We start from the raw sequence: 24,196 nt of genomic DNA, 5'->3' as shown, positions 1-24,196 counted from the left end.
GGGGGATATAATGTCCAACAATAGATTTGTCCAGTGGTTAACCCGTACAAAACTAGGATTCTTTACCCTGGTTTTAATTTTATTTTGGCTAAAGACTTACTGGATATACGTCAATAAATTTAACTTGGGTGCAGTTGGCCCAATGCAGAATTTTTTATTGCTAATTAATCCATTACCAGCCGGGATGCTTTTATTAGGAATCGGATTATTTTTTAAAGGAAGAAAGTCATATTGGATCATTATTATCATCGACTTGCTTTTAAGTATTTGGCTATTTGCAAATATTTTATACTATCGGGAATTTTCCAATTTCTTATCACTTTCTATCATCAAAACATCTGGTTCTACAGCAGATAATTTAGGGAAAAGTATTGTTGGCATTACAAAACCTTCTGATTTTTTAGCGTTTATTGATGTGTTGATTGTAGTAATTTTACTTGCTACAAAATTAATAAAAATCGATATTAGACCTTTAAAACTTAAAGTAACAAGTTTAATTGAAGTTTTGGCTCTTTCTTTTATGGGATTTAATTTGTTGATGGCACAGCATGATCGTTCAGGACTTTTGACTAGGACTTTTGACAATAATTATATTGTTAAGTATTTAGGGATGAACGAGTATGCAATTTATGATGGGTTTAAAACAGCTCAAACTAGTGCACAAATGGCTAAAGCCAATGTTTCAGACATTAAATCAGTTCGAAAGTATTTAAAAGCCAATTATGTTAAACCTAATCCAGAATATACTGGAGTTGCTAAAGGTAAAAATGTCTTAGTCATTCACTTGGAAAGTTTCCAACAATTTTTAATTGGATATAAATGGAAGGGAAAAGAAGTAACTCCTAACTTAAATAAGATTTATCATGCTAAAGATACAATTAGCTTTGATAATTTCTTTAATCAAGTTGGCCAGGGAAAAACATCTGATGCTGAAATGATGTTGGAAAATTCTCTCTATGGACTCCAATCAGGCTCAGCTATGTCAAGTTATGGTACTTCTAATACTTTTGAGAGTGCTCCTGCAATTTTGAGCCAAAAAGCAGGTTATACTACAGCTGTGATGCACGGAGGAGCCGGCTCGTTTTGGAATCGAAACAATGCTTATAAGTCATTTGGTTATCAATACTTCATGCCATTGTCTTATTATGTAAATAAACCCGATTACTATATCGGCTATGGTTTAAAAGATAAGATTTTCTTTGATCAATCAATTAAGTATATTGAAAAATTACCGCAACCATTTTATTTGAAGATGATTACAGTAACTAATCACTATCCATATCAAATTGACAAGAAAAATCAGACAATTTCAAAGACTGATACTAATGACGAAACTGTTGATGGTTATGTTCAAACGGCGCACTACTTAGATCAAGCTATTGGCGAATTAATGAAATGGATGCATAAAACAGGTCTTGATAAGAACACTTTAATTATGTTCTATGGAGATCACTACGGTATTTCTGGAAATCACCATAAGGCCAGCGCCCAACTACTTAAGAAGGAAAGTTTTAATGACTTTGATAATTTACAATTTCAAAGAGTACCTTTAATGTTCCATATGAAGGGACTTAAAGGTAAAATTGATCCAACTTATGGTGGAGAAATTGACGTTTTGCCAACTTTGCTTAATTTATTAGGAATTAAAAATCAAGATACTATCCAATTTGGTCATGACCTTTTAAGTAAAGATGCACCGCAATTAGTAGCACAAAGAAATGGTGACTTTATTACGCCTGAATATGCAAAAGTGTCAGGTAGTTATTACTACACCAAAACAGGGAAAAAGATTGTTGATCCTGATAAAAAGTTAAGGACAAAATTATCCTCACTTTCTAATCAGGTCACTACTCAACTTTCCCTTTCTGATAGAGTGATTGATGGGAACCTCCTTCGCTTTTATAAACCCGTTTGGTTTGAAAAGGTGAAGCCAAGTGATTATGATTATAATAAAGAGGTTGCATTGAAGAAGCTTGATTCATCAAGCAATAAAACTTCCTTATGGTATAAAAATCATAAGAAGACAACTCAGTCGAAATTTAAGACTGACGCGCCGGAGTTAAAAAATAAATCTGCAAAATAATTGATTTTGTGATAAAATTGTTCAGTAATCGTATCTGTGTATTGGAGGCAGCGCATTGTACAATTTATTTATGACGCTACTAATTATTGTTTCAATCTTAATCGTCATCGCAACGATGATGCAGCCGCAAAAACAACAAGATGCATTAAATGCCCTTTCTGGCGGTGCAGTTTTTAGTGGTCAAACCAAAAAACGTGGTTTTGAAGCATTTATGGAAAAAGTAACTTCAGTGTTGTTGGTGCTATTTTTCGTATTCGCTATTGTATTAGCATATTTATCTTCAAAATAATAATGTTTGTAACCTCCCGATCAAAATGTATGGGAGGCTTTTTTATATTTTTAATAAGAAACGGAGATTAACGATATGGCACAAAACAATAAAACTTTGGCCGGTGTATTAGAAATTTTTCGCCATGATCCTCAAAAACAATATCGGGTAGATCAAGTAGAAAAAATGAGTCGACGTGATCGCTTAGGTAGTTTTAGTGATATTATCAAAGCTCTATCTGTGTTGGAACACGAAAAAAAGATCATTACGGACGGTAAGGGTCAATATCAATTGGCAAAAGAAAATACTGTTGTTGAAGGTGAATTTAAGGCCAATGATAAAGGATTTGGCTTTGTTCGTTTAGACGATGAAAATGCTGAAGATGTCTTTGTTTCAAGTGATTACACTGATTATGCAGTTAATGGTGACCGTGTAAAGGTTAAAATTACTGCTGGGGGAAATCCTTGGAATGGTAAGGGACCTGAAGGTCGAATTGAAGAAATCGTTGAACATGGCTTAGAGACTTTAGTTGGTGAATTTCATCCTCTGACTGATGAACAAGTAAAGAAGAGTCACTTTATTGGCTATGTTTTAAGTAACGATAAAAAGCTTCACCGGTATCGTGTATATATTTCTGAAAATGGAATTACTCCTCAAATGGGAGACATGGTAAAGGTATCTATTAAAGATTATCCTAACAAAGAATACCCAGAATCAATGACTGGTGCAGTTACCGAAGTAATTGGTAATAAGAATGATCCAGGTGTTGATATCATGTCAATTGTTGCCGCACATGATGTTAAAACAGAATGGCCTGAAGATGCAATGGCTCAAGCTAATGCAATTCCTGATCATGTTACTGAAGAAGATAAAAAAGGCAGAGTTGATATCACTGATCAACCTGCAGTAACTATTGATGGGGACGATTCAAAGGACTTTGACGACGCTGTAGTAGTTTGGAAACTTCCTAATGGAAATTATCACTTAGGTGTTCACATTGCAGATGTTTCTCACTATGTTACTGAAAACACCCCTCTTGATAAGGAAGCTTTTGCTAGAGGAAACAGTACTTACTTGGTAGATCGCGTTATTCCAATGCTTCCATTCCGTTTATCAAATGGTATTTGTTCTTTAAATGAAGGTGTGGAGCGTTTGGTACTTTCTTGTGATATGGAAATCACGCCAGAAGGTAAACGAGTAAACTACAGTATTCATCCATCTGTGATGCGCTCACATGGCCGTATGACTTACAACAAGGTTAATAAGACTTTAAAGGGTGAAATGGATGGCTTAGAAGATAAATATGTAAAATTGCGTCCAATGCTTGAAGATATGGCTGATTTGCATAATATTCTTTACAAGAAGCGTCATCAACGTGGAGCTATTGATTTTGAAGAACCAGAAGCAAAAATTGTAGTTGATGATAAAGGTAAGCCAACTGATATTGTTTTACATGAACGTGGAACCGCTGAAAAGATGATTGAATCTTTCATGTTGATGGCTAATGAAACTGTGGCCGAAGACTATTACAAGAAGAATTTACCATTCTTATACCGTGTTCACGAAACTCCAGATGCTGAAAGAATTACTAGTTTCTTTGAATTCTGCAGTGCCTTTGGATTAAACGTAAATGCTGATCCAAACGATGTTAAGCCTATTGATTTACAAAAAGTGGTTTCTAAGACTGAAGGAACTCCGGAAGAAGCAGTTGTTCAGATGATGATGCTTAGAAGCTTAAAGCAAGCCCATTATTCAGATGAAGCTTTGGGTCACTTTGGTTTGGCAGCAAAGTATTACACTCACTTTACTTCACCAATTCGTCGGTATTCTGACCTAATGGTTCACCGAATGATTCATTCTTATGCAGATAATAAGAGTGAAGAAACTCAAAAGCATTTTGCCAGTCAATTGCCAGAAGTTGCTGAACAAACTTCAACTCAAGAACGACGTTCAATTGATACTGAACGTGAAGTAAATGACTTGAAGATGACTGAATACATGGCAGATCAAGTGGGTCAACATTTTGATGCGGTGGTTTCATCAGTAACTAGTTTTGGTATGTTTATTCAACTTCCAAATACAGTTGAAGGCTTAATCCACATTTCTAATTTGACTGATGATTTCTACAGTTTTAATGAAAAAACTTTGACTTTAACTGGACGTGGTACCCATAAACAATTCAAGATAGGGATGCCAATAAAAGTTACTTTGATTAATGCAAATGTGGAACAACATCAATTAGACTTTGAGATTTATGATCCTAATGCTCCAAAACATGCGCATCATGATCGCGGAATGAATAATAAGCGTCATGGAAATCGCGGCTTCAGAAATGATCATGGGCGTCGTAATAATGGACATGGGCAATATCGTGGACGTGCCCAAAATAACGTTCATGTGGGAGCTAGAAAACACTAGGACTGGATTTTATGAAAGAAAAACAGGAAAATCTAATTGCTCAAAATAAAAAAGCAAGACATGATTATTTCATAAAGGATACTTTTGAAGCGGGAATTGCTTTAACGGGAACAGAAATTAAATCAATTCGTGCACGCCGAATCAGTTTGCGAGATGGGTACGTGCAAATTATTGATGGTTCTGCTTTTTTAGAAAATGTTCATATTAGTGAATATAAAGAAGGAAATCGTTATAATCATGATCCTTTAAGAAGCAGGCGCTTGCTTTTACATAAAAAAGAAATTAGACATTTAGAAAAAGCCCAATCTGAGAGAGGAATTGCCATTATCCCTCTTAAGGTCTATTTAAAGCATGGTTTTGCTAAAGTTTTAATTGGTATTGGGCAAGGTAAAAAAGAATATGATAAGCGTGAAACGATCAAGAAGCGAGATCAAGATCGTGAATTACGTCGTAAATATCGAGTTTAGTGAGACGAGCATCCAAGATAGGGATGCTCGTTTTATTTTTACTTATAAAAAATAAATATTTTTAATATTTTTAGATATTTAAATTGTATATTTTAGTCTAACCTGGTATAGTTTTATAGGTTTGTTAAAAATATATATACAATAAATTATAATTAATAAACCAATTATTAAAACGTTATAGTTATAGAAAGAAGGGAAGAATTAGAATATGATAAAATATGAAATTATATTGAAGAAGAAGTTGGATGTTAAGAAAATAGATAAATTTACAATTACTCGCTTATGTAGCTTGGCAGGAACTTCACAAAATGAATTTCAACGACGTTATGGTACAATGGCAAATTTTGTTACTCTTGTTTTAAACAAAAAATTGCGTTATATTTTGAGAACTTATAATAAAAATATTGAACAATTAGTTTACGATGTTCTCGTTGAATTACATGATAACAAAATTTATTATGCTAATTTATTCATGTTGATTTCAAAAGGAAGAAAAGTAGGAGAAGTAGAAAGAAAAATTAATGCCTACCAAAGTCTTAAAAAGACTCTTTTTGAAGGATTAGAGGATTATATGCGTCCCCGAGGACCTTTTTATGTTAAAGCGATTGATGATTGTTCGAGTCATATTTGTTCACGAATTCAAGTTTGGATTAGTCATGATTTTAAAGAAGATCCACAAACTATTTTTAAAGAATTTCGTAGAAGTCTAAGAGAGATCGAGCATCCAGAAGATCGCAAATAGAGTAATTGAAGTAAAGTTATTGAAATTTTTTCAATAACTTTATTTTTTTATCAAAAAGGACTTGCCAAAAAAGAATAAATCAGGTATATTAATAAAGTCGCTTTTGAGAGAAAGCGAAACAGAAGCAGACAAGCAAAAAGAAATAAAAAAATATTTCAAAAAAAGCTTGCAAGAGAGAAAAACTTCTGGTAATATATTTAACTGTCGTCAAGTTAAGAACTTGAAGGCGAAAAAATAAATTCAAAAAAGTTCTTGACAAAGGACAAACGAATTTGATATAATATAAAAGCTGTCTGATGTAAAAGATCAGGCAGAGGTAGTACCTTGAAAACTGAACAAAGTTTCGCTAAAGTGTGCGGGTGTAAAAACCCAAACAAAGAGCGAAGTCAATTCGCAAGCAATAAATTTTGAGACAAAGATCTTAAAAAAGGAATGAGCAATCATTCAAACTTTTAAAAAATGAGAGTTTGATCCTGGCTCAGGACGAACGCTGGCGGCGTGCCTAATACATGCAAGTCGAGCGAGCTGAACCAGCAGATTCACTTCGGTGATGACGCTGGGAACGCGAGCGGCGGATGGGTGAGTAACACGTGGGTAACCTGCCCTAAAGTCTGGGATACCACTTGGAAACAGGTGCTAATACCGGATAACAACAATAGCTGCATGGCTATTGCTTAAAAGGCGGCGTAAGCTGTCGCTAAAGGATGGACCCGCGGTGCATTAGCTAGTTGGTAAGGTAACGGCTTACCAAGGCGACGATGCATAGCCGAGTTGAGAGACTGATCGGCCACATTGGGACTGAGACACGGCCCAAACTCCTACGGGAGGCAGCAGTAGGGAATCTTCCACAATGGGCGAAAGCCTGATGGAGCAACGCCGCGTGAGTGAAGAAGGTTTTCGGATCGTAAAGCTCTGTTGTTGGTGAAGAAGGATAGAGGTAGTAACTGGCCCCTATTTGACGGTAATCAACCAGAAAGTCACGGCTAACTACGTGCCAGCAGCCGCGGTAATACGTAGGTGGCAAGCGTTGTCCGGATTTATTGGGCGTAAAGCGAGCGCAGGCGGAAAGATAAGTCTGATGTGAAAGCCCCCGGCTTAACCGAGGAATTGCATCGGAAACTGTGTTTCTTGAGTGCAGAAGAGGAGAGTGGAACTCCATGTGTAGCGGTGGAATGCGTAGATATATGGAAGAACACCAGTGGCGAAGGCGGCTCTCTGGTCTGTAACTGACGCTGAGGCTCGAAAGCATGGGTAGCGAACAGGATTAGATACCCTGGTAGTCCATGCCGTAAACGATGAGTGCTAAGTGTTGGGAGGTTTCCGCCTCTCAGTGCTGCAGCTAACGCATTAAGCACTCCGCCTGGGGAGTACGACCGCAAGGTTGAAACTCAAAGGAATTGACGGGGGCCCGCACAAGCGGTGGAGCATGTGGTTTAATTCGAAGCAACGCGAAGAACCTTACCAGGTCTTGACATCTAGTGCCATCCTAAGAGATTAGGAGTTCCCTTCGGGGACGCTAAGACAGGTGGTGCATGGCTGTCGTCAGCTCGTGTCGTGAGATGTTGGGTTAAGTCCCGCAACGAGCGCAACCCTTGTTATTAGTTGCCAGCATTAAGTTGGGCACTCTAATGAGACTGCCGGTGACAAACCGGAGGAAGGTGGGGATGACGTCAAGTCATCATGCCCCTTATGACCTGGGCTACACACGTGCTACAATGGGCAGTACAACGAGAAGCGAGCCTGCGAAGGCAAGCGGATCTCTTAAAGCTGTTCTCAGTTCGGACTGCAGTCTGCAACTCGACTGTACGAAGCTGGAATCGCTAGTAATCGCGGATCAGCACGCCGCGGTGAATACGTTCCCGGGCCTTGTACACACCGCCCGTCACACCATGGAAGTCTGCAATGCCCGAAGCCGGTGGCCTAACCACTTATGTGGAAGGAGCCGTCTAAGGCAGGGCAGATGACTGGGGTGAAGTCGTAACAAGGTAGCCGTAGGAGAACCTGCGGCTGGATCACCTCCTTTCTAAGGAAGCCAAAGCGACGGAGAGTAGAAATACTAAAAGAAGTCGCAAACGGCAAACGGAAGCACACTAAAGAAACTTTGTTTAGTTTTGAGGGTAATACCTCAAGAAAAGAAGCGTTAGTCGGGCCTATAGCTCAGCTGGTTTAGAGCGCACGCCTGATAAGCGTGAGGTCGATGGTTCAAGCCCATTTAGGCCCATTGACATAACAACCGAAATGAGTTAAAGTTATGTCTGTCTAATAATTAAATATTTTGGGGGCTTAGCTCAGTTGGGAGAGCACCTGCTTTGCACGCAGGAGGTCATCGGTTCGAACCCGTTAGCCTCCATTGGATTTCGAAAAGAGATCCAAAAGAGATAGTACGTTGAAAACTGAATACAAACCAAGCAAAAACCGAGACAATCATTGAACAGATTGTAGAGCGACCGAGAAGAGAGAAAAGAACTTGAGTAAGGTCAAGTAGAAAAGGGCGCACGGTGAATGCCTAGGCACTAGAAGCCGATGAAGGACGTGACAAACTACGAAAAGCTTCGGGGAGCTGTAAGTAAGCTATGATCCGGAGATATCCGAATGGGGGAACCCAGTGCAGCGATGCACTATCATGTATTGTTAAGATATATGAAGGAAGACGCAGTGAACTGAAACATCTAAGTAGCTGCAGGAAGAGAAAGAAAGATCGATTTCCTTAGTAGCGGCGAGCGAAGAGGAAAGAGCCCAAACCAGATGATTTATCATCTGGGGTTGTAGGACTGCGACATGTGAGCTTAAGCGATAGCAGAATTATCTGGGAAGGTAAGCCAGAGAGGGTGAGAGCCCCGTAAGCGAAATTGCAAGAGCAGCTAGCAGAATCCTGAGTAGGCCGGGACACGAGGAATCCCGGTTGAATCTGCGAGGACCATCTCGCAAGGCTAAATACTAACTAGTGACCGATAGTGAACCAGTACCGTGAGGGAAAGGTGAAAAGAACCCCGGAAGGGGAGTGAAAGAGAACCTGAAACCGTGTGCCTACAAATAGTCAGAGCACATTCAAGTGTAATGGCGTGCCTTTTGTAGAATGAACCGGCGAGTTACGTTATATAGCGAGGTTAAGTCAGAAAAGACGGAGCCGGAGCGAAAGCGAGTCTGAATAGGGCGAAAAGTTGTATGACGTAGACCCGAAACCAAGTGACCTACCCATGGCCAGGTTGAAGGCGTGGTAAAACGCGCTGGAGGACCGAACCCACGTAAGTTAAAAATTGCGGGGATGAGCTGTGGGTAGCGGTGAAATTCCAAACGAACTTGGAGATAGCTGGTTCTCTCCGAAATAGCTTTAGGGCTAGCCTCGTGGTAGAGGATAATGGAGGTAGAGCTCTGTTTGGACTAGGGGCCCGTCAGGGGTTACTGAATCCAGATAAACTACGAATTCCAGATATCTATACACGGGAGTCAGACTGCGAGTGATAAGATCCGTAGTCGAAAGGGAAACAGCCCAGATCACCAGTTAAGGTCCCCAAATCTATGCTAAGTGGAAAAGGATGTGGAGTTGCGTAGACAACTAGGACGTTGGCTCAGAAGCAGCCATCATTCAAAGAGTGCGTAATAGCTCACTAGTCGAGTGGCGCTGCGCCGAAAATTTACCGGGGCTAAGCATAGTACCGAAACTGTGGATGTGTTTTAAAGAGCACGTGGTAGGAGAGCGTTCTAAGTGCGGCGAAGTCAGATCGAGAGGACTGATGGAGCGCTTAGAAGTGAGAATGCCGGTATGAGTAGCGAAAGATAGGTGAGAATCCTATCCGCCGAAAGACTAAGGTTTCCTGGGGCAGGCTCGTCCGCCCAGGGTAAGTCGGGACCTAAGACGAGGCCGAGAGGCGTAGTCGATGGACAACAGGTAGATATTCCTGTACTGCGTTTAATCGTTATGAGCGAAGGAGGGACGCAGGAGGCTAAGCACGCATGGCGCCGGAAGCCATGTTTAAGCGTCAAGCCAGAGAGTGAGTCAAATGCTTGCTCTTGATGAAGGCAAGGCGCGACGAGGAGCGAACTAAAGTAGCGAAGGTGCTGATGTCACACTGCCAAGAAAAGCTTCTAGCCAGAGAGAACGTACCCGTACCGCAAACCGACACAGGTAGTCGAGTGGAGAACACTAAGGTGAGCGAGAGAACTCTCGTTAAGGAACTCGGCAAAATGACCCCGTAACTTCGGGAGAAGGGGTGCTGATCGCAAGATCAGCCGCAGTGAATAGGCCCAAACAACTGTTTATCAAAAACACAGGTCTCTGCAAAGTCGTAAGACGACGTATAGGGGCTGACACCTGCCCGGTGCTGGAAGGTTAAGAGGAGAGCTTAGCGTAAGCGAAGGTTCGAATTGAAGCCCCAGTAAACGGCGGCCGTAACTATAACGGTCCTAAGGTAGCGAAATTCCTTGTCGGGTAAGTTCCGACCTGCACGAAAGGTGTAATGATTTGGGCACTGTCTCAACGAGAGACTCGGTGAAATTATAATACCCGTGAAGATGCGGGTTACCCGCGACAGGACGGAAAGACCCCATGGAGCTTCACTGTAGCTTGATATTGAGTATCTTTTAAACATGTACAGGATAGGTAGGAGCCAGAGAAAGTAGGACGCTAGTCTTACCGGAGGCAATGTTGGGATACTACCCTTGTTTGAAGGATGCTCTAACCTCGGCCTGTAAGCCAGGCCAGGGACAGTGTCAGGTGGGCAGTTTGACTGGGGCGGTCGCCTCCTAAAGTGTAACGGAGGCGCCCAAAGGTTCCCTCAGAATGGTTGGAAATCATTCGCAGAGTGTAAAGGTATAAGGGAGCTTGACTGCGAGAGATACATCTCGAGCAGGGACGAAAGTCGGGCTTAGTGATCTGGTGGTACCGTATGGAAGGGCCATCACTCAACGGATAAAAGCTACCCTGGGGATAACAGGCTTATCTCCCCCAAGAGTTCACATCGACGGGGAGGTTTGGCACCTCGATGTCGGCTCGTCGCATCCTGGGGCTGAAGTCGGTCCCAAGGGTTGGGCTGTTCGCCCATTAAAGCGGCACGCGAGCTGGGTTCAGAACGTCGTGAGACAGTTCGGTCCCTATCCGTCGTGGGCGCAGGAAATTTGAGAGGAGCTGTCCTTAGTACGAGAGGACCGGGATGGACGCACCGCTGGTGTACCAGTTGTCTTGCCAAAGGCATCGCTGGGTAGCTATGTGCGGAAGGGATAAGCGCTGAAAGCATCTAAGTGCGAAGCCCCCCTCAAGATGAGATTTCCCATGCGTAAGCAGTAAGACACCTCAGAGACTATGAGGTAGATAGGCTGGAAGTGGAAGAGTAGTGATACTTGGAGCGGACCAGTACTAATCAGTCGAGGACTTGACCAAAGCGAAGCAATCGAAACGGTTTTTGCGAGGAATGTATTTAGTTTTGAGCGTAGTAGCTCAAAAAAGAGTGCGGTGGCGATAGCAAGAAGGATACACCTGTTCCCATGCCGAACACAGAAGTTAAGCTTCTTAACGCCGAGAGTAGTTGGTGGGCAACTGCCTGCGAGGGTAGGCAACTGCCGTGCTCTTTTTTTAATATTCCGGCTTAGCTCAGTTGGTAGAGCGCTTGACTGTTAATCAAGATGTCGTCAGTTCGAGTCTGACAGCCGGAGCTAAATAAAAAAAGGATCTGATAACTATCAGATCTTTTTTTGTTGCTTTTTTCACTAGATACCTATATTTAGATTTTATTGAATACGCTTGCATGAGCATAAACATTGATAGAATAATGGATAAGAGATGGGAGATATTTGTTCACTTTTTCATTAGTTTAGAGTATAATAAAAGCGGATTCATTTTTTGATCTAGAGGAGGAAATAACATGGTAGGAATTGTTTTAGCCAGCCATGGTGGTTTTGCAGACGGCATTGCAGAATCTGCACAAATGCTGTTTGGTAAACAAGACAATTTTGCACATGTCATCTTAAAGCCTAATGAGGGTCCAGATGATATTCGTGGCAAAATGGAAAAAGCAATTGCTTCATTTGATAGCCAAGATGAAGTATTGTTTTTAGTGGATTTATGGGGAGGTACGCCTTTCAATCAAGCCAATGCGCTTCTTGATGAGCATGCCGATAAATGGGCTATTGTAAGTGGTATGAATTTACCAATGGTAGTTGAAGCTTTAACGCAAAGAATGATGAATGCTAATGCTACTGCCCATGAAATTGCAACTGCAGTTGTTCAACCTGCAGAGGATGGCATTAAAACTAAGCCTGCTGCCTTAATGCCAAAAACAGAAAAGGCAGCTCCGGCTCAAGATGAAAGCGGTTCAGCTACTAAGAAATCTATTCCAGAAGGTACCGTACTTGGTGACGGACATATTAAATATGTATTAGCAAGAATTGACTCACGTCTACTTCACGGTCAAGTTGCTACTGGTTGGATTCCAGCAATGCACCCAGATCGGGTTATTGTTGTTTCAGATAGTGTTGCTAAAGATGAATTGCGTAAGAGTATGATTCGTGAAGCTGCACCTGCTGGTGTAAAAGCTCACACTGTTCCATTGAAGAAAATGGAAGAAATTGCTAAAGACCCACGCTTTGGTGATACTCATGCACTTCTTTTATTTGAAAATCCTGAAGATGTGTTACGCGCAATTAAAGCGGGCGTTGATATTAAAGAAATCAACGTAGGTTCAATGTCATATAAAGATGGTGATGTTAATGCGAACAACGTATTATCAATGGACCAAAAAGATGTTGATACTTTCCGTGAACTTGAAAAGATGGGTGTTAAGTTTGATGTACGTAAGGTTCCATCAGATAACCCAGGTAACATGGACGCAATTTTGAATAAAGCTCAAACTTTATTAGATGAACAAAATAAAAAATAGGAGAAATTAAATGAACGCTATACAAATGATTTTGGTAGTGGTTGTTGCTTTCCTTGCTGGTACTGAAGGTATCTTGGATGAATGGCAATTCCACCAACCATTAGTTGCATGTACATTGATCGGTTTAGTTACTGGTCACTTGGACTTAGGTGTTATTTTGGGTGGTCAATTACAAATGATCGCCATGGGTTGGGCAAACATTGGTGCCGCAGTTGCTCCTGATGCAGCTTTAGCCTCTGTTGCTTCAGCAATTATTTTGGTAGAAAGTGGTCAAGGAACTAAGGGTATCGGTATGGCTACTGGTATTGCTATTCCATTAGCTGTTGCTGGTTTGTTCTTGACTATGATCGTACGTACTATTTCTACTGCTATCGTTCACATCATGGACGCAGAAGCTAAGAAGGGTAACTGGCGCATGATTAACTTATGGCAATGGATTGCCGTATGTTTGCAAGGCTTAAGAATTGCCATCCCAGCTGCATTACTTCTTGCTATTCCTTCACACTACGTTCAATCATGGTTAGCTGCTATGCCAAGTTGGCTTAGTGAAGGTATGACCATTGGTGGTGCCATGGTTGTAGCCGTAGGTTATGCAATGGTTATTAACATGATGGCTTCAAAAGAAGTATGGCCATTTTTCGCAATCGGTTTCGCTTTAGCTGCTGTTAAGGACTTAACTTTGATTGCTCTTGGTGCTATTGGTTTGTCACTTGCTATGATGTACTTAGCACTTGAAGCAAAAGGTGGTAGCGGTTCTAACAACTCAGGTAATGAAGGTACCGGCGATCCACTCGGCGATATCATTGATGACTATTAAATTGAACGCATAGAGGAGGATTTTATAAATGGCTGATAAGAAAATCAAATTAACAAAAGCCGACCGCTTCAATGTTATGTGGCACTCACAATTCCTTCAAGGTTCTTGGAACTATGAAAGAATGCAGAACGGTGGTTTTGTTTACTCAATGATCCCTGCTTTGAGAAAGCTTTATCCAAACAAGAAAGATATGGCTGCAGCTCTTCAAAGACACTTGGTATTCTTTAACACTCACCCATACTTAGCATCACCTGTACTTGGTGTTACCTTGGCTTTAGAAGAAGATAAAGCTAATGGTGCTCCAGTTGAAGACGAAGCTATTCAAGGTGTTAAGGTTGGTATGATGGGACCTTTGGCCGGTGTTGGTGACCCTGTATTCTGGTACACTGTTCGTCCAATTATTGGTGCCTTGGGTGCATCAATGGCTTTAACTGGTAATGTTGTTGGTCCAATCTTGTTCTTCGTACTTTGGAACATCATCCGACTTGCCTTCTTATGGTACACACAAGAATTTGGTTACAAGGCTGGTTCTGCTATTACCAGTGATATGTCCGGTGGTTTGCTTCAAAAGGTAACTCGTGGAGCTTCCATGATGGGTATGTTCGTTTTAGGTGCCTTAATTGAACGTTGGGTAAATATTAAATTTACTCCTGTTGTTTCTAGAACCCCTATTCAAAAAGGTGGTTACATCGAATGGGATAAGCTTCCATCTGGTGCCAAGGGAATCCAACAAGCTTTGCTTCAATGGAACAAAGGCGATGGCATGTCATTAACTAAGACTAAGACCACCACTTTGCAAGATAACTTAGATCAATTGATCCCAGGTTTAGCAGGTCTTCTTTTAACCTTCCTATGTATGTGGCTTTTGAAGAAGAAAGTTTCACCAATTTGGATCATCATTGGTATCTTCGTTGTTGGTGTTCTCTTCCACGTATGGCACATTCTTTAGTCAAAAATGGTTAAATCAATTAATACAAAAGTCGATCTCACAATAACTGCAACATGGTTTCGTGGTATTGCGTCTTATGGAAAAGTTATGATCGGCGATAAAGCTTTTGAATTTTATAATGAAAAAAATATAGGTGATTTTGTCCAGATTCCTTGGGAAGAAATTACTTATGTAGTAGCTGATGTTCGTTTTCATGGAAAATATATTCCACGTTTTGAAATTAGAACAAAAAAGAATGGAAACTTTATTTTTGCAACGCAAGATTCTAAAAAGACTCTGCGAGCTATAAGAAAGTACATTCCAGCCGATCGTATGCGTCAATCTTTATCTTTACGACAGAAATTGACGTTGAGTTTTAAGAATATGATTAATAAAGTTCATAAAAAATAGAAAAATGCCTAGTTACAATCGTAGCTAGGCATTTTTTGTTAGTCGAATTTTACATCATCCATAATAGAAGCTTTTAATCGATCAAGAAACAGCTGAGCAACTGGTGATAAGGTGGTCTCTTTTTTCCAAATGATATTAAGTGGCTGATAGATGGCTGGTTTTAAAGGAATAAATACAAGGCCCGATTCTGCAGAAGTATTGGCAAGTTTATCAAGAGTAAGCATAATAGCTGCATGATTTTTTACTAAAAGCGTCCCATTGTAGCTTAGATTATAGGTACCGATAATATTTACTTGCTCTTTATAATTACCAAACCAATTGTCAAAAATTCCATAAGTTTCGGCTTGCTGAGAATTGATAATTTGTCGATTAACAATATCATTCGGAGTTATATGTTCTTTTTTTGCCAAAGGATCGTCACTTGCTACCAAAACACCCCAGGTGTCTTTTTCAGGGAGCTGCATCGATGCATAGCCATTAAGAGGTAGATTACCTATGATAACTGCAAAATCGACTGTACCCGTGTTTAAGCGTTTCTCCGCGAATTGATAATCTCCACTTAAAATATGAAGTTTAACTGTAGGATAATCTTGAACGATATTGCTCATCACATTCACGATTCGTTGCATAGCAATACTTTCCCCAGCAGCGATTGTGAGATCTCCACTAATAATTGCCGTAGATTGCAAGTTACGTTTAGTTTTTTCGCTTAAGGTCAAAATTTCTTTGGCTTGTTCTTGTAAATATTGGCCTGCAGGAGTTAATGTTAATTGCCGAGGCTTACGGATAAATAGTTTAACTCCTAATTCATCTTCTAAGTCAGCTATTTGTCTAGAAAGAGCAGGTTGTGAAACTAATAGTTTTTCAGCTGCTCGAGTCATATTTAGTTCTTGTGCAGTTGCTAAAAAATAATTTAATACTCGTAATTCCATAATCTCACCATAAATTATTGTTGTTGTAATTAATAATTAATGAGTTTTTTACATTGCTTAGAATACCTTTTAAACTTAAATTTAGCAATAAGTTTAAGTAAAGTAGGGATGAAAATGGAAAGTAATAAAATACATCAAATAATAGAGCAGAATCAACGGCTATTACAAAACTTGAATACGCAGAGACGCTGTGAATATAAAATTCGTCAACTAATCGGTGAGATTACGGGCGAAAAGATTTCAGATAGTGTAGAGATTCGTCTTCCATTTTTCACAGACTAATGGGAGAAATATCAAGCTTGGGAAAGATATTTTTATTAATTCCAATGTTACAATGGTGGACTTAGGTGGAATAGTAATTGAGGATCATGCTTTCATTGGACCAGAAGCGTATTTGATCAGTGTCAATCACATGATTGATCCAAAGCGGCGCAAAGAATTGATTTTAAAAATGGTCCATTTAGAAAAAATGTTTGGATTGGAGTGGGCGCTAAGATCTTACCAGGAGTGACAGTTGGAGAAAACTTAATTGTTGCGGCTGGAGCAGTAGTTACAAAAAGCGTACCTAAAAATAGTGTTATAGCAGGAGTCTCAGCCAAGATAATAAAAAAAGTAGCTCAATAGAGCTACTTTTTTAGTTTTCGTTTTTCTCTTTATCCCAAATTTTGGTAATACCATATAAAATAATGAAAATTAAAATTGCGGCTATCATTGGGATGCGGTAGCTTGGTAAGATTAAAAGTAAGATAATCATTAAACCAAAGAACAACAAAATTAAGTAATCAAGATATGGGAAGCCCGGCATTTTAAAATCATTCAATTCAGATTCTGGAGTTCTTCTACGATAAGCAATATGAGTTAAAGTCATCAAACACCAAATAATCAAGAACATACTAGTTGAAGTTGATGAAATAAAGTTGAATGCTTGGTCTCCAATAAGGAAAGTAATAAGGGGAGCCAGCCCCATTAAAACTGCGGATAAAATTAAACCATTTTGAGGCAATTGTCTATGTGACAAATGTCCAAAAGTTTCGTTCCATTTTCCTTTTCCGTTAAAAGTAACAGAAAATAGCAATCGTCCCGCACTATATAAAAAACTGTTAGTTGAGGAAACAGCCGCTGAAATAACTACAAAGTTAATGATTGAGCTAGCATTTTTTATTCCAGTGGCACCCAGAGCCTCCACAAAAGGACTAGAATTCGTGGAAACTTTTGACCATGGGATTACAAGTAAAATGGCTAAAATAGCTAATACATAGAACAAAATAATTCTAACTGGTAATTGATTAATTGCATTTCTCAAGGTAACCTTTGGGTTTTGTGCTTCAGCTGCGGTTAAACCAATTAGCTCAACTCCAATAAAACTGAAGATAACCATTTGGAATCCTTGTAAAAATCCTTTTCCTCCACGTGCGAAGAAGCCACCATTATCGTCTAAATTGGCAAATGTTACAGGTCCAAAACTTGTTTTACCGCCAGTAACAAGTAAGTAGCCAATTAAAATTACAAAAGCTACAATCGTTACAATTTTAATAATAGCAAAGCTAAATTCCAGATTACCGAATACTCTTGCGGAAATTAAATTAATTATTAACAAAAGGACAATGGTAATCAATCCTGGAATCCACGGTTTTAGTTCCGGGAACCAATACTGAAAATAGATCCCTAAAGCTGTGGTTTCAGCCATCCCTAAGGTAATCCAACTTAACCAATAAAGGTATCCAGTAATAAACCCGATGTTTTTCCCTAAATACTTTTCAATAAAGTCAATATAAGTATGTTTGTTTAGGTCGGACATAATTAGTTCGCCTAAAGCACGCATAAGTAAGAAAAGGAAGATTCCTACAATAATGTAAATCAGAATAACGCTAGGACCGGCTCGGTGAATACTATCTCCAACACCAAGGAACAGTCCAGTTCCAATTGTACCGCCTAAGGCAATTAACTGAATATGAGCATTGCTAAGCGTTCGTTTATAACCAGAGTTAGTTTGCGAATCCTTTTTTGTCATTCAATTTCTCCCTTTTTAGTATAAATATACTTAATATTTTATCATTCCTAAGAAATGATGATAGGGGTAAGTATAATTTTTAAAAAAATCTAAACTTCTAAAGAAATATTAAAGATAGCATAATAGGTAAAAAATTAGCGAACTATAAATTATTTAAAAAGTTTGTTAATTCACAAACAAATATTTTAGATAGCGCTTTCATTGATGGCGTATTTAAAATACAGCTGGATAGGGATGTTTGCTCAGTTGTAATATTAGTAACGTAACCATTTACATTTAAAATTAAAGTGCTATAGTAAATATTGTAAATTGGTTCACAAGAAATAGTAAATCTTAGAGGTAATTAAATAATGGCTAAGGTACAACAAAAACAAACTCTTACTGAAGAAGAGAAAAACAAGCAAATATACAACATGGTTGATGATTTGGTAAAAAGATCACATGTTGCATTAGATAAAATGGCCAACTTCACTCAAGAACAAGTTGATAAAATTTGTGAAGCAATTGCCACTGCTGGTGAACAAAATGCTTACCCACTTGCAAAGATGGCAGTTGAAGAAACTCAACGTGGTGTTGTTGAGGATAAGACCACTAAGAATATGTATGCCAGCGAAAATATTTGGAACAGTCTTCGTCATGAAAAGACAGTAGGCGTTATTGAAGAAGATAAGGAACAAGGCTTAATTAAAATTGCTGAACCAAAAGGTGTTATTGCTGGTGTAACTCCAGTCACCAACCCAACTTCTACGGTTATTTTCAAGACGATGCTTGCTTTGAAAACTAGAAATACAATTATCTTTGGCTTCCACCCACAAGCTCAAAAGTGTTGTGTTGAAACTGCAAAAATTTTACAAAAAGCAGCTGTTGAAGCTGGTGCCCCAAAGGACGCCATTCAATGGATTAGCGAGCCAAGCTTGACTGCAACTAACGATTTGATGACTAATCCAGGTGTTCAAACTATCTTGGCTACTGGTGGTCCTGGAATGGTTAAGGCAGCTTATTCATCTGGCAAACCTGCAATTGGTGTTGGTCCTGGTAATGGTCCTTCATACATTGAAAAGAGTGCCAACATTGATCGTGCCGTTTACGATATTGTTTTATCTAAGACTTTTGATAATGGTATGGTTTGTGCTTCTGAAAACTCAGTTGTAGTTGACGATGAAATCTATGATCGAGTTAAGGAAGAATTTAAGAATTGGAATTGTTATTTCTTAAATAAGGAAGAAATCAAAAAATTTGAAAAGCACTTCATTGATCCGAAGAGAGGCACAGTTGCTGGTCCTGTTGCTGGTAAGTCAGCATATGAAATTGCTAAACTTTGTGGAGTAGATGTACCACATAATACTAAGGTAATTATCGCTGAGTATGAAGGCGTGGGTAGAGACTTCCCATTATCAGCTGAAAAGTTGTCACCTGTCTTTACATTATATCGTGCTAAGAATTACGAAGATGCATTTAGAATTTGTACTGATCTTCTTAACTATGGTGGTCGTGGCCATACAGCTGGTATTCATTCTAATGATGATGCGATTATTAGAAAATTCGCAATGAAGATGGATGCTTGCCGTATCTTGGTTAACTCTCCAGCCGCTTTAGGTGGGATTGGTGATCTTTACAACAACATGCTTCCATCACTTACCTTAGGTACTGGTTCATACGGGGCTAATACATTCTCACACAACATTGGTGCTAGAGATTTGCTTAATATTAAAACTGTTGCTATGCGTCGTGATAACATGCAATGGGTAAAAGTTCCAGCAAAGACTTACTTTGAACATAACGCTGCTAACTACTTGCGTCACATGCCTGATGTTCACCGTTTCTTCATCGTTACTGATGAGGGAGTAGCTGCGCAAGGCTTTGCTGATGAAATTACTGCTATCATTTCAAAGCGTCGTGGTAACAAGGAATATGAAGTATTTAAGGCTGTAACGCTTGATCCAACTACTGATGTAATTAAAGATGGTGTTCACAGAATGAACATCTTCAAGCCAGATGTAATTGTAGCCATTGGTGGTGGTTCAGTCATGGATGCTGCTAAAGCAATGCGTCTATTTTATGAAAATCCAGAGATGACTTTTGAAGAAGCATATCAAAAGTTCCTTGATATCAGAAAACGTGTCGTTCGCTTCCCAAAGGCTAACAACGTTAAACTTGTATGTATTCCAACTACCTCAGGTACTGGTTCAGAAGTTTCTCCAGTTGCAATTATTAAAGATGCTGAAACTGGAATTAAGCACACTTTATGTGATTACGCATTAAACCCAGATGTTTCAATTGTTGATGATCAATTTGTTGAAGAACTTCCAAAGCGTTTAATTGCTTGGTCAGGTTTTGAAGCTTTAGGTCACGCAATTGAAAGCTATGTTTCAACAATGGCTACTGACTTTACTCGTGGATGGTCACTAGAAGCAATCAAGACTATTTTCGATAATTTGAAGGCTTCCTATGATGGTGATATGGAAGCTAGAAAGAGAATGCATGATGCTGCCACGATTGCCGGAATGGCTTACTCCAATGCTTTCTTAGGCCTTGAACACTCAATTGCTCATACAGTTGGTTCAACCTTTGATATTCCAAGTGGAGTCAGCGATGCAATTGCTCTTCCACAGGTAATTCGCTTCAATAGTAAACGCCCAGAAAAGCTTGCTATGTGGCCACATTACTCAGTTTACAGAGCTCAAAAAGACTACGCTAATATTGCTAGAGCTCTTGGTTTGACTGGTAAGAATGACGAAGAATTAGTTAAAAAATTAGTTCAAAAGATTATTGATTTAGCTCACTCAGTTGGTATTAAACTTGCCTTCAAGGAATATGGAGTTGATAAGATGAAGTTCCACAGTAAGGTTGCTGACTTAGCCGTTGAAGCTTATGGCGATCAAAACACTGTTACTAACCCAGTTGCTCCATTAATTCACCAAATCGGTATTTTGATGGAAGACTGCTATGAAGGTAAAGGTATTAATGAAAAGTAGTTTGTAAACATTCCAATTTTGCTTGAATTGAATATCCCAAAAAATGAAACACCTGCGACTATGGTCGTAAGTGTTTTTTTGATAATAAAAAGTTATAGTGCGATATTTGGAATAAATATTTTTAATTTAGCTAAAAATAAATTTTAATATAAATAAAGAGAAAGGAAGTCGATCAAATATCAATTAAAGATGATGCTCAAAGAGTACATAAAAACTTATTAGGATAAACCGATTCAGACATTATTGATAGAATTAACCATTTTGCTTTTGATGAAGTTCAAAAAGATGTTGATTTACCTGATCGCACGAAAATATTGAGTACATTAGCTTATTTATTGGGATGCCAAGGAGTAGAAGAATATAAGATTATGCTTCCAGTTGCCCTTGGCAATGGTGTTAATCCTGTAGAAGTTAAGGAAGTTTTATATCAAACAATCGACTATCTTGGATTAGGACGTGTTATGCCTTTCTTTAAGGTAACTAATGAAATTATGACTGCTAGAGGTATTAAATTACCTCTTGAGAGTCAAACGAAGACTACAATGGAGAATCGTCTTGAAGAGGGGGAACAGACTCAAATCCGCTTATTTGGTCCTCAAATGAAGGACTTTGCTAAGAGAGGGATCATCAATAAATGGCTTGTAGATAATTGCTTTGGCGATTACTATACTCGTAGCGGTTTGGATGATCGCGACCGTGAAATGATTACATTTTGTTACTTAGCTGCACAAGGTAGCGTTGAGCCACAACTTTTAGCACATGCAAAGGTAAATATTGGTCTTGGCAATGATAAAGAATTTTTGACTAAGGTTGTTTTACAAAATGAACCATTTATCGGTTATCCACGCAGCTTGAACGCAATTTCGATAGTTAATCAAGCAGCGAAAGAACTAGAAAAGTAAGAAGGAGTTTTTTAAATGGCAAAATTTGAAGAAGAAGTAAAGAATAGTCCATTTGGTTTTGGTGAATCTAATGATGCTTTCGTAAAATATTTCACTGGGAAGAGTTGGTTAAATCCACTTGCTAATAAAGCAAATGTTAATATTGTTAATGTTTCATTTTCACCAGGCTGTATTAATCACTGGCATGAGCACACTGTTCCTCAAACTTTGGTTTGTGTAGCTGGGGAAGGTTGGGTTCAAGAAGAAGGTAAACGAGCTCATAAGATGACTGCTGGGGATGTATACGTTGTTTCTCCAAATACTAAGCATTGGCATGGTGCTGCTAAGGATGCTTGGTTTGCACACCTTTCAATGATGGCTGATACTGATAAGGCTAAGACTACTTGGTATGAACCGGTTGATCCAGAATATTACGACAGCTTGAAATAATTTATTAACTAAATAAAAATTACCCAGGAAGATATTTCCGGGGTAATTTTTTTGCGATAGTTTAGTTTTTGATTAACTTAATTCTTTAATGATATTTTCCAAAGTTTCCTTAGCTTCTGCTTGAATAGGAGTTTCTGGATGTTCTTCATCATATTTGTTGAGCCAGTCCAAACGATCTTGCATTCTTCTAGCTAAAGTCTTTTGATATTCTGGATCATCTAGGTGAACTTCATAACCATCAATTGGTAAGTAAGATACACCCTTAAAGTTGCCAAATGGCTTGAAATCACTGTCTTTAATATCATCATTTGCTAAATCTTCAATAATCTTCTTAGTCACTTCTTTTGGAATATCTTTACCCATGAAGGCATCAGTGTTCAAGATATAGCAACTTGCTCCACGCTTAGTAAATAATTCCTTAAAGTCTCTGTAGTCGCCAGATACAGGGTAAGCACGGAATGGGTCAGCGAATGGTTCAATTACCAAGGTGTTCATATCAAAACCTTTTGGTAAGTTTTCAGCACTAGTTCTCTTAGTAGCTAAAGTACAGCCCATTGTAGTTGCTAAAATCGGATCATCAATCTTAAGTAATGGAGGTAATGAACCATCTTTCATAATCCAGAATAAAGCGGTAATTGGGGCTTTTTCAAAGTCTACACGATGAGGACTAGTGTAGCGGGTCTTGATAACACGACCGTTATTGTTTCTCAAGTCTTCAGTAATGATAACTTTATTACCATCTTCATCTTGAGTTACATCACAGTTCATAATAGTAGTGTAGTACTTAGTTTCATGGTGACCGGCTGGGTAGTCGTGAGTCTTATCAAAGTATGAAGGCTCAAGGGCTACTGAAGAACCATCCTCACGAGAAATAATGAATGCATCATCGTGTAAAACAGTAATATCATATTTACCATCATACATTTCGTGAGTCAAAGTTGATTTACCGGAACCAGATAAGCCATAAAATGCAAATACTTTATCATTTTTGTCGTCAAAGTGGAATGACTTTTCACCACCGTGACAAGCTGTGTAACCGTGACGGTGAGCAATAGCCCAAGCTAAGGTTAAAGTCCCTTTCTTAAGTTCACCGAAGTAACGAAGGTTAAAGACAGCTGCACAGTTATGTGGAGCATCAAATACACCGAGTCCCTTTGGATAATCTGGATCTTGAACATTTGGATCAAAGTAGAAGTAGATGTCAGGTTCATCATAGAACTTAGACTTCTTGTACATCTTTTCAGCTTCATCATCAAAGAAATGGAAGTTTAAGATGTATGAAAGTAAATTGAATGCTTGATCTTCTGGCATCATAACGTGAGCTTTGATTGTAAATGATGGATCCAGCCCAACTAAAACAGTTGCCTTTAAGAATTTTTGATTATGACCAGCATAGATGTCTTCACGTAAGTTACCTGCTAAAGCTTCAGCGTCTTCGTTTGGGTCATCAGTAAAGTGACGAGCAGATGCGGTTCTACCCAAAATTTTACCGTGGTTGTAAACCAATTGAGTTGCGCCTTGTGGCAAACCTAATTCTTTAGTATGTAAAATTGGTAAATCAGTAACAATAACACCAGGTTGCTTTTTAGCAAGTTCATAAGCTTCAGCAACACTTGTGACTTCATGCACATTGTTGCCATAAAATGCGCTTTCGATAGTTGCACGAACGCGGCTAAACATTGGATTATCTTTTCTTAATTCATCTTGAGAATAACGTTCTTTTGTACTCATATAAGATTATTCCTCTCTAGAAATCGAGTAAGCGGTTTCATCTATTACATTATCTATAGTAACATACTTATTTGTGCATAACCACACAAATATAGAATGTTTTTGAAAGCGTTATTCGAAAAAGCTTATATATGTAAGGATGAGAAGAAATAATAAATGTTAAATTTTAGGCTAAAAAATAACCTTCAGAATAAATCTAAAGGTTAAAAC

At 38.9% G+C, this 24,196-nt stretch carries 15 protein-coding genes, 3 tRNA genes, 3 rRNA genes and 1 pseudogene; 19 read left to right on the top strand and 3 right to left on the bottom strand.

The window, feature by feature from the left end:
- Positions 1-10: 10 nt before the first annotated feature.
- The 15 genes from KBW87_RS06430 (at position 11) to KBW87_RS06360 (ending at position 15,006) form a co-directional block, all read left to right on the top strand.
- A complete protein-coding gene (locus tag KBW87_RS06430; RefSeq protein ID WP_255807063.1) occupies positions 11-2,083 on the top strand; it encodes an LTA synthase family protein in 2,073 nt (690 codons plus the stop codon).
- A 55-nt stretch (positions 2,084-2,138) separates the two neighbouring features.
- Positions 2,139-2,372: a preprotein translocase subunit SecG gene (gene secG / locus KBW87_RS06425; protein ID WP_004046692.1), complete on the top strand. Its 234-nt coding sequence runs from the start codon at positions 2,139-2,141 to the stop codon at positions 2,370-2,372.
- A 75-nt stretch (positions 2,373-2,447) separates the two neighbouring features.
- Complete coding sequence (gene rnr, locus KBW87_RS06420) at positions 2,448-4,769, top strand: ribonuclease R (RefSeq protein WP_057810494.1); 2,322 nt, start codon at positions 2,448-2,450, stop codon at positions 4,767-4,769.
- Positions 4,770-4,780: 11 nt separating this feature from the next.
- Positions 4,781-5,236, top strand: a complete 456-nt coding sequence (gene smpB / locus KBW87_RS06415) for an SsrA-binding protein SmpB (protein ID WP_057810492.1) — start codon at positions 4,781-4,783, stop codon at positions 5,234-5,236.
- Between the two features lie 208 nt (positions 5,237-5,444).
- Positions 5,445-5,978, top strand: a complete 534-nt coding sequence (locus KBW87_RS06410) for a hypothetical protein (RefSeq protein WP_057810490.1) — start codon at positions 5,445-5,447, stop codon at positions 5,976-5,978.
- A gap of 455 nt (positions 5,979-6,433) precedes the next feature.
- Positions 6,434-8,001: ribosomal RNA gene (locus KBW87_RS06405) — 16S ribosomal RNA — on the top strand.
- A gap of 123 nt (positions 8,002-8,124) precedes the next feature.
- Positions 8,125-8,199, top strand: a tRNA-Ile gene (locus tag KBW87_RS06400).
- A 56-nt stretch (positions 8,200-8,255) separates the two neighbouring features.
- Positions 8,256-8,328: transfer RNA gene (locus KBW87_RS06395), tRNA-Ala, on the top strand.
- Between the two features lie 125 nt (positions 8,329-8,453).
- Positions 8,454-11,355, top strand: a 23S ribosomal RNA gene (locus KBW87_RS06390).
- A gap of 68 nt (positions 11,356-11,423) precedes the next feature.
- Positions 11,424-11,540, top strand: a 5S ribosomal RNA gene (gene rrf, locus KBW87_RS06385).
- The 16S, 23S and 5S rRNA genes sit together here with 3 tRNA genes alongside, the layout of an rRNA operon.
- 14 nt (positions 11,541-11,554) lie before the next feature.
- Positions 11,555-11,627, top strand: a tRNA-Asn gene (locus tag KBW87_RS06380).
- A 209-nt stretch (positions 11,628-11,836) separates the two neighbouring features.
- Positions 11,837-12,850, top strand: coding sequence for a PTS sugar transporter subunit IIB (locus tag KBW87_RS06375; RefSeq protein WP_057810099.1), 1,014 nt, complete (start codon positions 11,837-11,839; stop codon positions 12,848-12,850).
- Positions 12,851-12,860: 10 nt separating this feature from the next.
- The gene (locus KBW87_RS06370; protein WP_057810101.1) at positions 12,861-13,667 is read left to right on the top strand and encodes a PTS mannose/fructose/sorbose transporter subunit IIC; all 807 of its coding nucleotides are present in this window, start codon (positions 12,861-12,863) and stop codon (positions 13,665-13,667) included.
- Between the two features lie 28 nt (positions 13,668-13,695).
- Positions 13,696-14,616, top strand: coding sequence for a PTS system mannose/fructose/sorbose family transporter subunit IID (locus tag KBW87_RS06365; RefSeq protein WP_057810103.1), 921 nt, complete (start codon positions 13,696-13,698; stop codon positions 14,614-14,616).
- Positions 14,617-14,622: 6 nt separating this feature from the next.
- Entirely contained in the window at positions 14,623-15,006 is a 384-nt protein-coding gene (locus KBW87_RS06360) for a DUF956 family protein (protein WP_057810105.1), read from the top strand.
- Between the two features lie 38 nt (positions 15,007-15,044).
- Here the strand turns inward: KBW87_RS06360 and KBW87_RS06355 are convergent, their stop codons facing one another.
- Positions 15,045-15,938: a LysR family transcriptional regulator gene (locus KBW87_RS06355; RefSeq protein WP_083478858.1), complete on the bottom strand. Its 894-nt coding sequence runs from the start codon at positions 15,936-15,938 to the stop codon at positions 15,045-15,047.
- Positions 15,939-16,052: 114 nt separating this feature from the next.
- On the opposite strand from KBW87_RS06355, the pseudogene KBW87_RS09630 reads away from it, so the two are divergent.
- Positions 16,053-16,562: pseudogene (locus KBW87_RS09630) on the top strand (DapH/DapD/GlmU-related protein).
- Positions 16,563-16,572: 10 nt separating this feature from the next.
- Here KBW87_RS09630 and KBW87_RS06345 read toward each other — a convergent pair.
- A complete protein-coding gene (locus KBW87_RS06345; RefSeq protein WP_057810107.1) occupies positions 16,573-17,949 on the bottom strand; it encodes an amino acid permease in 1,377 nt (458 codons plus the stop codon).
- Positions 17,950-18,299: 350 nt separating this feature from the next.
- Here KBW87_RS06345 and adhE point away from each other — a divergent pair, with 350 nt between their 5' ends.
- From adhE to KBW87_RS06330, 3 genes are all read left to right on the top strand, one after another.
- Positions 18,300-20,924: a bifunctional acetaldehyde-CoA/alcohol dehydrogenase gene (gene adhE / locus KBW87_RS06340; protein WP_057810109.1), complete on the top strand. Its 2,625-nt coding sequence runs from the start codon at positions 18,300-18,302 to the stop codon at positions 20,922-20,924.
- Between the two features lie 239 nt (positions 20,925-21,163).
- Positions 21,164-21,826 carry a carboxymuconolactone decarboxylase family protein gene (locus KBW87_RS06335; RefSeq protein WP_162255596.1) on the top strand — a complete coding sequence of 221 codons (663 nt, stop codon included), beginning with the start codon at positions 21,164-21,166 and terminating at the stop codon, positions 21,824-21,826.
- A 15-nt stretch (positions 21,827-21,841) separates the two neighbouring features.
- Complete coding sequence (locus tag KBW87_RS06330; protein WP_057810111.1) at positions 21,842-22,255, top strand: cupin domain-containing protein; 414 nt, start codon at positions 21,842-21,844, stop codon at positions 22,253-22,255.
- Between the two features lie 72 nt (positions 22,256-22,327).
- Here KBW87_RS06330 and KBW87_RS06325 read toward each other — a convergent pair whose 3' ends face one another.
- The gene (locus tag KBW87_RS06325; RefSeq protein WP_057810113.1) at positions 22,328-23,986 is read right to left on the bottom strand and encodes a phosphoenolpyruvate carboxykinase (ATP); all 1,659 of its coding nucleotides are present in this window, start codon (positions 23,984-23,986) and stop codon (positions 22,328-22,330) included.
- Positions 23,987-24,196 lie beyond the last annotated feature (210 nt).

It is taken from the genome of Lactobacillus intestinalis (assembly GCF_024397795.1).
Taxonomy (GTDB): domain Bacteria; phylum Bacillota; class Bacilli; order Lactobacillales; family Lactobacillaceae; genus Lactobacillus; species Lactobacillus intestinalis.
This window is presented reverse-complemented; position numbering and strand designations above follow the sequence as displayed.

Coding starts and splice junctions, on each gene's coding strand:
- KBW87_RS06365 (WP_057810103.1), top strand. CDS start 13,696: ATGGCTGATAAGAAAATCAAATTAACAAAAGCCGACCGCTTCAATGTT.
- rnr (WP_057810494.1), top strand. CDS start 2,448: ATGGCACAAAACAATAAAACTTTGGCCGGTGTATTAGAAATTTTTCGC.
- KBW87_RS06355 (WP_083478858.1), bottom strand. CDS start 15,938: ATGGAATTACGAGTATTAAATTATTTTTTAGCAACTGCACAAGAACTA.
- KBW87_RS06345 (WP_057810107.1), bottom strand. CDS start 17,949: ATGACAAAAAAGGATTCGCAAACTAACTCTGGTTATAAACGAACGCTT.
- smpB (WP_057810492.1), top strand. CDS start 4,781: ATGAAAGAAAAACAGGAAAATCTAATTGCTCAAAATAAAAAAGCAAGA.
- KBW87_RS06410 (WP_057810490.1), top strand. CDS start 5,445: ATGATAAAATATGAAATTATATTGAAGAAGAAGTTGGATGTTAAGAAA.
- KBW87_RS06430 (WP_255807063.1), top strand. CDS start 11: ATGTCCAACAATAGATTTGTCCAGTGGTTAACCCGTACAAAACTAGGA.
- KBW87_RS06375 (WP_057810099.1), top strand. CDS start 11,837: ATGGTAGGAATTGTTTTAGCCAGCCATGGTGGTTTTGCAGACGGCATT.
- KBW87_RS06330 (WP_057810111.1), top strand. CDS start 21,842: ATGGCAAAATTTGAAGAAGAAGTAAAGAATAGTCCATTTGGTTTTGGT.
- adhE (WP_057810109.1), top strand. CDS start 18,300: ATGGCTAAGGTACAACAAAAACAAACTCTTACTGAAGAAGAGAAAAAC.
- KBW87_RS06360 (WP_057810105.1), top strand. CDS start 14,623: ATGGTTAAATCAATTAATACAAAAGTCGATCTCACAATAACTGCAACA.
- KBW87_RS06325 (WP_057810113.1), bottom strand. CDS start 23,986: ATGAGTACAAAAGAACGTTATTCTCAAGATGAATTAAGAAAAGATAAT.
- KBW87_RS06370 (WP_057810101.1), top strand. CDS start 12,861: ATGAACGCTATACAAATGATTTTGGTAGTGGTTGTTGCTTTCCTTGCT.